The following is a 12091-nucleotide window of genomic DNA, read 5'->3' as shown; positions in this document are numbered from 1 at the left end:
GGTTTCGGTTGGCCGCGCCGATCATGGCCGAGTCGTCGCAAAATAGGATCATGCCGAGCTTGCGGCCGGCCGGCCGTTCGCTACGACTGCGCGCCATGCTGACCGACATCGCCATCTCGCGCGCCGCCACCCTGAAACCCATCAACGACATCGCCGCCCGGCTCGCCATCCCGCCCGAGGCGGTCGAGCCCTATGGGCATTTCAAGGCGAAGATCGATCTGGCGCGCGTTCCGGCAACCGGACAGGTCGGCAAGCTGATCCTGGTCACCGCGATCAGCCCAACGCCGGCCGGCGAAGGCAAGTCGACCACTTCGGTCGGCCTCGCCGACGGCCTCAACCGCATCGGCCGCAAGACGGTGCTGTGCCTGCGCGAGCCATCGCTTGGCCCCTGTTTCGGCACCAAGGGCGGCGCGACCGGCGGCGGCTACGCTCAGGTAGGGCCGATGGAGGACATCAACCTCCATTTCACCGGCGATTTCCACGCCATCACCAGCGCGCACAACCTCCTCGCGGCGATGATCGACAACCATGTCCATTGGGGCAATGCGCTCGACATCGACGTTCGCCGCATCGTGTGGCGTCGCGTGCTCGACATGAACGACCGGGCGCTGCGCGACATCGCCCAGTCCCTGGGCGGCCCGGCCAATGGGTATCCGCGCGAATCCGGCTTCGACATCACCGTCGCGTCGGAAGTGATGGCCATCCTGTGCCTGGCGAGCGGGTTGGAGGACCTTGAGGACCGGCTCGGCCGGATCGTTGTCGCCTATACACGCAACAAGCGCCCGGTGACGGCGCGCGACCTCAAGGCGGACGGCGCGATGGCGGTGCTGCTCGCCCAGGCGATCAAGCCCAATCTGGTGCAAACGCTGGAGGGCAATCCCGCCTTCGTCCATGGCGGACCCTTCGCCAATATCGCGCATGGCTGCAACTCGGTGATCGCGACGCGCGCGGCACTCGGGCTCGGCGACTATGTCGTGACCGAGGCCGGCTTTGGCGCCGATCTGGGCGCGGAGAAGTTCTTCGACATCAAATGCCGGCAATCGGGCCTGAAACCCGCCGCCGCGGTGATCGTCGCGACGGTGCGGGCGCTGAAGATGAATGGTGGCGTGGCCAAGGCCGATCTCGCCACACCTGATGTCGAGGCAGTGCGACGCGGCGGCGTCAACCTGGCGCGACATATCGAGAATGTGCGGCAGTTCGGCGTTCCGGCGGTCGTCGCGATCAACTTTTTCGGGACGGACACCGAGGCCGAGATCGACGTGATCCGCGATATCGCGGCCAGCCATGGCTCCGAGGCGGTCCTGTGCACGCACTGGGCCGACGGCGGTGCCGGTGCGGAAGCATTGGCCACCAGGGTCGCCGATCTGTGCGACCATGCCACGCCGCAATTCGCGCCGATCTATGACGACGATCTGTCGCTGTTCGAGAAGATCAACACCGTCGCGACGCGCATCTACCGCGCCGAGGAAGCGATCGCCGATCCGAGTGTCCGCGCACAGCTCAAGCGCTGGGAGGATGCCGGGTTCGGCCATCTGCCGGTGTGCATGGCCAAGACTCAGTACAGCTTCTCGACCGACCCGGCGAAGCTGGGGGCGCCGACCGGCCATGTCGTACCTGTACGCGAGGTGCGCCTGGCGGCCGGCGCGGGCTTCGTGGTGGCGATTTGCGGGGAGATCATGACGATGCCCGGCCTGCCACGCGTGCCGGCGGCCGAGTCGATCCGGTTCGGGGTCGATGGGGAGATCGAGGGCCTGTTCTAACGACAGGCCCGGCGAGTAAGATCAGGCGGCCTTGCGGGCCTTGGCGAGCTTCTTCAGCACCATGTCGCGCTTCAGGCGCGAGATGTGGTCGATGAACAGCACGCCGTTCAGATGGTCGATCTCATGCTGGATGCAGGTCGAGAGCAACCCATCGAAATCATCCTCATGGACGACCCCATCGAGGTCCAGCCACTTCACCCGGCACCGCGTCGGGCGCTCGACCTCGGCATATTGCTCCGGGATCGACAGGCAGCCTTCGTTGTAGATCGACGTCTCCTCGCTGACCGAGACCAGCTCCGGGTTGATATAGACCAGAGGCGTGCGCACGGGCTTGGCGTCTTCCGCGTCGCTTTCGGGTTCCTGCAAGTCGATCACGACGATGCGCTGCTCGATGCCGACCTGAGTCGCGGCAAGGCCGATGCCCCGTGCGTCATACATGGTGTCGAACATGTCGGAGACGATCGTGCGGACAGCGTCGTCGATCGTGTCGACCGGCTTGGCGACGGCGCGCAGGCCCGGATGCGGGACTTCGAGGATTTCCAGAACAGACATGCAGGCGAGCTAGGAAAGCGCGGGCCCGCCGTCAAGCGACAGGTCGACGAGCCCGCAGTGCCTGGGCCAGCGTGCCCTCGTCGAGATAGTCCAGCTCGCCGCCGACCGGCAGGCCGTGCGCGAGCTGCGTGACGCGGATCGGGAAGCGCTCGATCCGTTCGGCGATGTAATGCGCCGTGGTCTGGCCCTCCAGGGTGGCGTTCATCGCCAGCACGACCTCGTCGATGCCGCCGGCCTCGATACGGCGGACCAGCGAATCGATGCTCAGATCCTCCGGGCGAACCCCTTCCAGCGCCGACAGCCGTCCGCCAAGAACATGAAACCGCCCCGGGAACAGCCGCGAGCGGTCGAGTGCCCAGAGATCGGCCACTTCCTCCACGACGCAGAGCGACCGCGCATCGCGGCGCGGGTCGGCGCAGACCCCGCAGGGATCAATTGTATCGATATTACCGCAAATCGAACAGGTTGAGAGCCTTTCCTCAACCGCGGTGAGGGCAGACAGCAATGGACCGAGCGCGACCTCGCGCTTCTTGAGCAGGTGAAGCACCGCGCGCCGCGCCGATCGCGGCCCGAGACCGGGCAACCGGGCCAGCGCTTGAGTGAGGGCTTCGATCTCGGGAGATGCCATGGAGAACAGATAGGGGGTTGCGTGCCCCTCTGCCAAGCGGCCAGAGCGTAACCATGCGGATCGTCTTCATGGGAACGCCCGAATTCTCGGTGCCAGTGCTTCAGGCGCTGGTGGATGCAGGCCATGACGTCGTCGCGGCGTACAGCCAGCCACCGCGCCGTGCCGGGCGCGGCAAGGCGCTGACGCCCTCCCCCGTCCAGGCGCGTGCCGAGGCGCTCGGCATCGCCGTGCGAACGCCGGTGTCGCTCCGCGATCCTGACGCCCAGGCCGAATTCGCGTCGTTCGGGGCAGATGTGGCGGTGGTGGCGGCGTACGGCCTCATCCTGCCGCGCGCGGTGCTCGAAGCGCCATCGCTGGGCTGCCTCAACGTCCATGCCTCGCTCCTGCCCCGCTGGCGCGGTGCCGCGCCGATTCAGCGCGCGATCCTCGCCGGCGATGCCGAGACCGGTGTCGGCATCATGCAGATGGAAGCCGGGCTCGATACCGGGCCGGTGCGGCTCGAGGGGAGGACGCCGATTGACGGCAAGACCGCCGGCGCCCTGACCGACGAACTGAGCGCGATGGGGGCAATGTTGATGGTCGAGGTGCTCGGCAACCTGACCGCTTATCCTTCGGTGCCGCAACCCGAGCAGGGCGTGACTTACGCCCCCAAGATCGACAAGGCCGAGGCACGGATCGACTTCTCCCGGAGCGCGGCCGACGTCGAGCGGCAGGTTCGGGCGTTCAACCCAGTCCCAGGCGCCTTTTTCGAGCTCGGCGCGGAGCGAATCCGGGTACTTGCCGCCGATGTGCTGCCCGATCGCGGCACGGAGGGTCGGGTTCTCGACGAGCGACTGGCCATTGCCTGCAACGACGGCGCAATCCGTCCGACGCTGCTGCAACGCGCGGGACGCGGCGTCATGACGTCATCGGAGCTGCTCCGCGGTTTCACGATACCACCCGGAACCCAACTCTCATGACGCGCTTTGCGCTGACCGTGGAATATGACGGCCGACCTTTCATGGGCTGGCAGCGCCAGGCGCACGGGCCGAGCGTGCAGGAAGCAATCGAGGCGGCCGCGCTGCAGATCACCGGCGAGGCCGTAGCGGTCCATGCCGCCGGGCGTACCGATGCCGGGGTCCATGCGACCGGCATGCGCGCGCATGTCGATATCGAACGAACGATCACGCCGTTCCGGCTGATGGAAGCGCTGAACGCCGTCGTGCGCCCGGCACCGGTCGCGGTCCTGGCGTGCGAGATCGTACCGGACGACTGGCATGCCCGTTTTTCCTGCCTGGCGCGTCATTATGAATATCGCATCGTCACTCGGCGCGCGCCGCTGACCTTCGAGAACGGACTGGCCTGGCGCGTTCCGACACCGCTCGATGCGGGCGCCATGGCAGAGGGTGCCGCGCGCCTTGTCGGCCGGCATGACTTCACCACCTTCCGCTCGGCGCATTGCCAGGCGGACAGCCCGTTACGGACGCTCGACCGGCTCGACGTGGTGGCGGACGATGACCGGATCAGCGTGTTCGCTTCGGCCCGGTCGTTCCTGCATCATCAGGTGCGGTCGATGGTTGGCTGCCTCGGGCTGGTCGGACAGGGAAAATGGTCGCCCGACGACATGCAGGCAGCTCTTGAGGCGCGGGACAGGTCGCAACTCGGTCTCAACGCGCCTCCCGATGGACTATATTTCCTGCGGGCGGACTATCCCTAGCGGCTGAACTTCGCCGCCAGTTCCACATGCGTCGACCAGCGGAACTGCCCAACCGGCTGAATCCATTCCAGCGTATATCCACCCTTGCACAATATCTCCGCGTCGCGCGCGAAGCTGCTGGGATTGCACGAAACATAGGCAATGACTGGCGTCTTCGCCTCGGCCAGTTGCACCACCTGCTCGCGCGCGCCTGCCCGGGGCGGATCGAGTATGATCGCGTCGAACCGGTCGCACTCCGCCGTCGTCAGCGGCCGGCGAAACAGGTCGCGATGATCGGCAAAGAGCTGCCGCCCGGTGCGAGCGCCCGCCCCCTTGAGCGACAATATGGCGTCACGCGCCGCTTCCGCCGCATAGACGCGGCCCGACAACGCCAGCGCGAAGGTGCCGAGGCCGGAGAAGAGATCGGCCACCGTCCCCGCTCGCCCGATCGCCTCGCGCACCGCGGTGACCAGCGATTCCTCCCCTTCCCGCGTCGCCTGAAGGAAGGAGTTGTGCGGCATCGGCACGGGGATGCCCGCCAAGGTGATGGTGACCGGCTCTGGCTCCCACCGCGTTTCCGGGCCCAGGCCATTGTCGATCGACAGGCGGGCGACGCCGTGGCGTTGGCAAAACGCCGTGATCGCCTCGGCCGCTTCCAGCCCTTCCGCCTCAATGCCCTCGATCAGCAGGTCGATGCCCTGATCCGCTTCGGTGAGATGCAGCCGGGCGCGCCGATTGGCCTTGAGAAAGCGCCCCAGCAGCCCGCGCAAGGGCGCCACCAGCGCGAACAAGGTTGGCGTCAGTATCCAGCACTCCTGGAGATCGACCAGCGCATGGCTCGATCCTTCGCTGAAGCCGATCCGGATGCGCCCAGCCTTGGCCTCGGCCTGCAGCGCCGCGCGGCGCCGGGTGTGGGGCGGCGACAGTGCGGGGGGCCGGATATCGCCGGCCAGACCCTGCGCCTCGAGCGCCCCGGCGATGCGATCGCCGATAAAGCGCGCATAGCTCTCATCGTCGAGATGCTGGAGCTGGCAGCCGCCACAGGTCGGAAAATGGCGGCATGGCGGGACCTGATGATGCGGGCCGGGGACAACCTGCCCCTCCGCCGTCAACATGTCGCCGGGCGCCGCCAGCGCCGCATGCCGACCATTGGCGGTGATGCCGTCGCCCCGCGCGGCGACCCGGACGATCGTGTCGCTCACAACGTGGCCCGAGCGGCGCTGAGGGCCTCAGCCAGATCGTCAGCGATAAAGGCGGCGCCCAGCCTTGCGGCAGCCGCGCCGTGAAGCCAGACGCCGGCTCCGGCCGCATCGATCGCCGAGCCGGGCCGCGCCGCCAGCATCGCACCGATGGCGCCGGCCAGCACGTCGCCGGTTCCGGCGGTTGAAAGCCATCGGCTCGCGCCTTGGGCAACCCGAACCTGACCGTCGGGCGCAGCGATGACGGTGTCGGCCCCCTTGAAGACGATGATCGCACCGATACTCGCCGCCGCCGCGCGGGCACGGTCGATCTTGCTGCCGTCATCCTTGCCGAACAACGCATCGAATTCGCCCGCATGGGGTGTCAGCACGACCGGGGCGGCATGGGCGCGAAGCCTTGCCAAGCGGTGCTCGTCGAGAAGGTGGAGCGCGTCCCCGTCGATGACGAGGGGGCGGGACGACGCCAGCGCCAGATCCAGCCGCGTTCCGGCGACCGCGCCCCTCCCCAAGCCGACCCCGATCACCACCGCCCCGATGCGCGTGTCGTTCAGTGCCTCCGCCGCGAACCGCCTGCGAACGATCGCATGCGGGTCTCCGGCAGTGCCGTCGGCCAGCAGCAGGACATAGCCTGCCCCTGCCCGCATCGCCGCCAGAGCCGCGAGTTCGGCCGCGCCCGGCATCTCCCCGCCGATGATGGCAACCATGCCGCGTGTATATTTGTGGGAGTCCGGTCCCGGCGCGGGCAGGCGCGGCTCGCCGAGGATTGCGGCGTTGCTCGATACCGGCACGCCGATGTCGAGGACGCGAACGGTGCCGCAATGGCCCGCCGCGGGATAGAGCAGATGCGAAGGCTTGGCCGCACCGAGTGCCAGCGTCAGGTCGAACGCCGGAATCCGGTTCAGCACGGCCCCGTCATCGGTCGCGACGCCGCTCGGCAAGTCAACCGCGATCGCCAGCCTTGCCCGGTTGCGCAATCGGACAAGATCGGCGACGATCGCCTCGTCGAGCGCGCGAGACAGGCCGGTTCCGAACAGCGCATCCACGAGGATCGGCGCTGGCGCGGCCCTATCTAGCGTCTCGACCTCCCCGTTCCACCGCGCACGGGCGTGTTTCGCGGCATCGGTGCGGGGCTCAGCGCTGGCCGCGACACGGACCGGCACACCGGCTTCATGCAGGGCGGCTGCGGCGACATAGCCGTCTCCGCCGTTATTCCCCGGCCCGCACAGGACAAGCACATCGTTGCCCGAGCCCAAGCGCCGGACCATCTCCGCGACCTCGCGGCCGGCGCGATCCATCAGGCCCTGCACCGTGGCTCCATGGACAATCGCCGCTTCCTCCGCAGCCCGCATGTCCGCGGCCGTCAGCAGGGGCTTGCCGGCAAGCGACGTCATGGCATCTGGTTCGACGGCCCGCGCAGGGCCCCAAGCACCGCTCCGCTAGATATCCGCGTAGACATGGGTTTCGGCGCTCGCTCCAGGATGCGTGATCGCGCCCTTATAGGCAGGGCCGACCGTGGCCGCATAGCGCCAGAGCGCGCCGGATTGATAGTCGTGCGTGCGCGGCACCCATTTGGCGCGGCGCTCGGCGAGCACATCCTCAGCCACATCGAGGTCGATCGTACCGGCTTCTGCGTCGATGCTGATGATGTCGCCATTCTCGACCAGAGCGATCGGGCCGCCATCGGCCGCCTCGGGTCCGACATGGCCGATGCAGAACCCGCGGGTTGCGCCGGAGAAGCGCCCGTCAGTGATCAGCGCCACCTTCTCGCCCATGCCGAGGCCGTACAGCGCAGCGGTGGTGGACAACATCTCGCGCATGCCGGGGCCGCCCTTGGGACCTTCATAGCGGATGACGACGACTTCGCCTTCGTTGATCTCCCGCGCCTCGACCGCGGCGAAGGTGTCCTCCTCGCAGTCGAACACCCGCGCCGGACCGCTGAATTGCAGCCGGTGCATGCCGGCGACCTTCACGATCGCGCCATTGGGCGCGAGGCTGCCGCGCAGGCCGACGACGCCGCCAGTCGGGCTGATCGGCGCCTTCACATCGTAGATGACCTTCTGGTCCGGGTTCCACGTCACCTGATCGATATTCTCTCCCAGCGTCTTGCCGGTGACCGTCAGGCAATCGCCGAACAACAGGCCATTGGCGAGCATCGTCTTCATCAGCATGTAAACGCCGCCTGCCTCGTACATGTCCTTGGCGACATACTTCCCGCCAGGCTTCAGGTCGGCGATGTAAGGCGTTGATTTGAATATCTCCGCGACGTCGAACAGGTCGAAATCAATGCCTGCTTCGCTCGCCATGGCGGGCAGATGCAGCGCGCCGTTGGTCGAGCCCCCCGTCGCCGCCACGATGCGCGCCGCGTTGATGAACGCCTCGCGCGTGCAGATGTCGCGCGGGCGGATATTGGCGGCGAGCAGTTCCATCACCTGCGCGCCTGCCGCGACGGCGATCTGCTCGCGCGTCGTGTAGGGCGCCGGCACCATGTTCGAATTGGGCAGCGACAGGCCGATCGCCTCGCCGACGCACGCCATGGTGTTGGCGGTGTACTGGCCGCCACAGGCACCGTGGCCCGGGCACGCAACCTTTTCCAGCTCGGTCAGGTCCTTGAGCGGGCAATTGCCGGCGGCGTGCTGGCCGACTGCCTCGAACACGTCGACCACGGTGACGTCACGGTCGTGATAACGGCCCGGCAGGATCGACCCGCCATAGACGAAGATGCTGGGCACGTTGAGGCGGAGCATCGCCATCATCATGCCCGGCAGCGACTTGTCGCAGCCGGCAAAGCCGACCAGCGCGTCGTAGCAATGGCCACGCACGCTGAGCTCGACCGAGTCGGCGATCACTTCGCGGCTGACCAGCGAGGACTTCATGCCCTGATGACCCATCGCGATACCGTCGGTGACGGTGATGGTGTTGAAGCGCCGCGGCATGCCGCCGCCCTGAATCACGCCGGCACGTGCCGCATCGGCCTGCGCATCGAGCGTGGTGTTGCACGGTGCGCTGTCGTTGCCGGCGCTGGCGAGCGCCACGAACGGCTTGGCGATATCCTCCTCGGATATGCCCATCGCATAATAATAGCTGCGGTGCGGGGCGCGCTCGGGCCCGACCGAGACGTGCCGGCTGGGGAGCTTGGATTTGTCGAACTGGTGAGTCATGCGGCGCCTATGTCGCCAGAGGGGCCTTTCGCGCAAGACTATTGCTGATTTTTATCAGAATAGGCCCGAGAATGTCAGTCCAGTGCGCCACACCTGCCGCATTGCTGATCAGATCGTTGCGGATTTCGATGGCGAGACTCGCGATACCATTGGCCTCGCCATGCCGGTTGAGCGTCGCGTTGAGCACCCGGCCGGAATAGGGCTCGTTGTCGCCAGTCTCAATTCCTTCGGCCCGCAACATCGCCACGGCGAGGTCGGCGGCGCGGCGATCACGATTGTACAGGATGCCGGCATGCCAGGGCCGGGCCCCTGCCCCGCCGCTTTCCAGCTCGGGCGTGAAGCTGTGGATCGAGGCGAGCAAGGTCGGCCGTTGCGCCTTGATCAGCGCCGCCAGCGCGCGGTGATAAGGTGCGTGGAAGCGCACGATCCGATCCGACCGGTCCGCATCGATATTGCCCGGGATCGCATGGCCGTCGCTCATGGCCGGGATCAACGACGGATGATCGGGCTGGCGATGGAGATCGATCACCAGCCGTGAGACCGTCGCGAGGATCGCAGGCGCCCCCAGCCGCGCGGCCAGCGCCTCGGTCAACGGCCCCGCCCCGATATCGATCGCGATATGCTTGTCGAACAGAGCGGTACCAATGCCGAGGTCGACGCCCGCCGGCACCGCATTCGAGGCATGATCGCAGATCAGCAGGATGCCGCCGGATGGGCCGGGCCGGACGATGGGCGCGCTCATATCACGCGAGCGTCGATTCGAGGCACCACCAGCCGGGCCGCATGGCGCGGATGGCGCGCGCCGCGGTGGCGCGGTCCTCGGGCCGGTCGTACAGGGCAAAGCAAGTGGCGCCCGAACCGGACATCCGCACCAGCCGCGTGCCGTCGGTGTCGAGCAGCAACGCCAACGCCTTGCCGATCGCCGGCGCGATCCTGCGAGCGGGTGCTTCGAGGTCGTTGCGGCCAAGCAAGGCGCGGCCAAGCAGGGTCCCCTCGCCGATCGGTCCGCGATCCCGCCCATCCCAGGCGGCAAAGACTGGCCCGGTCGAGACCGCGACTCCGGGATTGACCAGCAGCACCGGCATGCCGGTCAGGCCGTCCACGGGCTCGAGCTGTTCGCCCCTACCCCGCCCCAGCGCGCTGCGGCCGAGCAGGCAGGCGGGCACGTCCGACCCGAGCCGGTCGGCGATGGCGAACAGACGCGGATCGTCGAGCGCCACGCCGTCCCGCCGCGCCAGTGCCCGCAGCGCCGCGGCCGCATCCGCCGATCCGCCGCCGATGCCGGATGCCACCGGCAAGCGCTTCACCAGGGTGAATGCCCCGTCGGCCGGACCGGAAAGGGCCGTGGCATAGGCATAGGCCGCGCGCGTGACGAGATTGTCGCCTTCGCCCGCCAGCGCGCCGGCAAAGGGACCTTCCACGGCGAAGGACGGAGGTCCATCGGCAAGCCGAACCTCGTCGCCGTCCTTGAGAAAGGCGAACAGGGTCTCGATCTCATGATAGCCGTCGTCGCGTCGCGCGCGGACGTGCAGCGCCAGATTGATCTTGGCCGGAGCCTGTTCGACGATCACGGTTTTGCGCGAAGCCCGTTGGCGATCTTGGCGGCGATCCGCGGCCCGTCCTCGGCATCCGCGACGATCGCGGCCGCCTGCCACGCATAGCGCGCCTCGTAACGGCGCCCGAGCGACCAATAGGCGTCACCGAGATGCTCGTTGATCGTCACATTGGCCGGCTGCCCCCGCGCGGCCAGTTCCAACATGGGCAGCGCCTTGCGCGTGTCGCCGCGCCGGAAATAGGCCCAGGCGAGCGAATCGATGATCGATGCGTCACCCGGCTGGAGCGCATTCGCCTTTTCCAGCAGCGCGATCGAGGCAGCGGGCTCCTCGCCATGCTCGAGCCGCGCATAGCCCAGATAATTGAGCGCGACCGCTTCGTCAGGCGCCATGTCGACCGCGCGCTCGAGCGCCTTGCGCGCCTCGGGCCAGCGGCCGGCCTGATCCAGCGCGCCGCCGAGTTGCAGGAACAGAGTCCAGGACGGCGCGTCTCCGGAGCGCTTGATCGCGAGCGAATAAGCGCGTGCCGCGTCGTCGAAACGCCCGGCGCTGGTCAGGAGATCGCCGACCCGCGCCGCGTCCATGCTGGTGGCATCCTTGCGACTGGACAGGGTTGTCGCCGCCGCCAGCGCGCCGGCGCCCTCGCCTGCGCCGCTCAGTACCGCCACGCGCTCCTGCAGCGCCGCCTCATGAAACGGACTGGATGGCTCGACCTGCTCGAGCAGGGTCAGGGCCCGATCGCTCGCCCCGCCCCGTGCCAGCGACTGGGCGAGCAGGATACGCGCCCGGTCATTCGCCGGATCGAGCCGAAGCGACGCGCGTGCCAGCGCCGTGACGATCGGCGACGGTTCGCCCGCCGACAGATCGGCGGCGAGCCGCGCGAACAGCCGCGAGGCGCCGAAGGCGCTCGACGGCGGCACGCCATCCCCGATCGTCCGGCGAAGCGCGACCACCGCGCTGTCGCTGCCGGTGAGCAGCGCCCTGGCGATATCGGCCCGGCCCTTGGCCGCGAACAGCTCAGCGGCGTTGATCCGCAGATCGAGGCTGCCCTGATCGGCGCCGAGCAGCGCCTGAAGGGCAAGGGCGCCTTCATCGACCTTGCCGGTCGCGATCAACAGCAGCGCGCGGTTTTCCGCTGTGTAGCGACGCGCGACCGCATTGGCCTTGCTTTCGCTGAGCTTGGCGACGGGATCGCCGCCGGCGTCGAACGCCGCCCAGGCGCCGAGCAGGTTCGCCACGAAATCGAACGGCCCGGCACCGATCCGCGTCAGGATCGAGGCGGCAGCCGCCTTGTCCCCGGCGCGCACCGCCCCGGCATAGCTGAACAGGATTGCGTCCGGCGGTGCTGCGCGCGCCGCATCCAGGGTCACGATCGCGCGGTCCGCCAGCGCATCGTCGCCAGCCTCCATCGCCTCCCGATAAGCCCGGCGCGCGATGGCGAGGTTGCCCGGTGCGCCGGACAGGGCAGTGGCATAGCCCGCCGCGGCCTGTTCCACCCGGCCGTCGCCATCGGCGGCCCGGGCGCGAGCATAAGCGGCCAGATCGTCCGCACCGCGGTCAGCCCAG

At 68.2% G+C, this 12091-nt stretch carries 11 protein-coding genes; 3 read left to right on the top strand and 8 right to left on the bottom strand.

Translation table 11 applies throughout. The annotated features are described in order from the left end of the window. Positions 1-95 precede the first annotated feature (95 nt). Complete coding sequence (locus ACZ1I5_RS08550; protein WP_465173928.1) at positions 96-1760, top strand: formate--tetrahydrofolate ligase; 1665 nt, start codon at positions 96-98, stop codon at positions 1758-1760. A gap of 21 nt (positions 1761-1781) precedes the next feature. Here the strand turns inward: ACZ1I5_RS08550 and def are convergent, their stop codons facing one another. Both def and recR read right to left on the bottom strand, forming a co-directional pair. Beyond that, the gene (def, locus tag ACZ1I5_RS08545) at positions 1782-2312 is read right to left on the bottom strand and encodes a peptide deformylase (RefSeq protein WP_465173267.1); all 531 of its coding nucleotides are present in this window, start codon (positions 2310-2312) and stop codon (positions 1782-1784) included. A gap of 31 nt (positions 2313-2343) precedes the next feature. Beyond that, entirely contained in the window at positions 2344-2940 is a 597-nt protein-coding gene (gene recR / locus ACZ1I5_RS08540) for a recombination mediator RecR (RefSeq protein WP_465173266.1), read from the bottom strand. Between the two features lie 53 nt (positions 2941-2993). On the opposite strand from recR, the gene fmt reads away from it, so the two are divergent. Both fmt and truA read left to right on the top strand, forming a co-directional pair. Further along, positions 2994-3899 (top strand): methionyl-tRNA formyltransferase, encoded by a 906-nt coding sequence (fmt, locus tag ACZ1I5_RS08535; protein WP_465173265.1) that lies wholly within the window; start codon positions 2994-2996, stop codon positions 3897-3899. Then, entirely contained in the window at positions 3896-4636 is a 741-nt protein-coding gene (truA, locus tag ACZ1I5_RS08530; RefSeq protein ID WP_465173264.1) for a tRNA pseudouridine(38-40) synthase TruA, read from the top strand. The genes fmt and truA overlap by 4 nt, the downstream gene beginning before the upstream one ends. On the opposite strand, the gene ACZ1I5_RS08525 is transcribed toward truA, so the two are convergent. Genes ACZ1I5_RS08525 through ACZ1I5_RS08500 form a run of 6 tightly spaced genes read right to left on the bottom strand, consistent with a single transcriptional unit; the run spans position 4633 to position 12021 of the window. Further along, complete coding sequence (locus ACZ1I5_RS08525) at positions 4633-5817, bottom strand: class I SAM-dependent RNA methyltransferase (protein WP_465173263.1); 1185 nt, start codon at positions 5815-5817, stop codon at positions 4633-4635. The genes truA and ACZ1I5_RS08525 overlap by 4 nt on opposite strands. Continuing rightward, positions 5814-7205: an NAD(P)H-hydrate dehydratase gene (locus ACZ1I5_RS08520; RefSeq protein WP_465173262.1), complete on the bottom strand. Its 1392-nt coding sequence runs from the start codon at positions 7203-7205 to the stop codon at positions 5814-5816. The genes ACZ1I5_RS08525 and ACZ1I5_RS08520 overlap by 4 nt, the downstream gene beginning before the upstream one ends. A 45-nt stretch (positions 7206-7250) precedes the next feature. Continuing rightward, positions 7251-8972: a dihydroxy-acid dehydratase gene (gene ilvD, locus ACZ1I5_RS08515; RefSeq protein WP_465173261.1), complete on the bottom strand. Its 1722-nt coding sequence runs from the start codon at positions 8970-8972 to the stop codon at positions 7251-7253. Positions 8973-8979: 7 nt separating this feature from the next. Further along, a complete protein-coding gene (locus ACZ1I5_RS08510; protein WP_465173260.1) occupies positions 8980-9714 on the bottom strand; it encodes an N-formylglutamate amidohydrolase in 735 nt (244 codons plus the stop codon). Position 9715: 1 nt separating this feature from the next. Beyond that, the gene (locus ACZ1I5_RS08505) at positions 9716-10543 is read right to left on the bottom strand and encodes a 4-(cytidine 5'-diphospho)-2-C-methyl-D-erythritol kinase (protein ID WP_465173259.1); all 828 of its coding nucleotides are present in this window, start codon (positions 10541-10543) and stop codon (positions 9716-9718) included. Further along, entirely contained in the window at positions 10540-12021 is a 1482-nt protein-coding gene (locus ACZ1I5_RS08500) for a tetratricopeptide repeat protein (protein ID WP_465173258.1), read from the bottom strand. Before ACZ1I5_RS08500 ends, ACZ1I5_RS08505 begins: the two co-directional genes overlap by 4 nt. Positions 12022-12091: the final 70 nt, after the last annotated feature.

The organism is Sphingomonas sp. BL-S-30, assembly GCF_055521475.1.
Note: the sequence above shows the minus strand (reverse complement) of the source record. Positions and strands in the feature narration are given on the sequence as shown.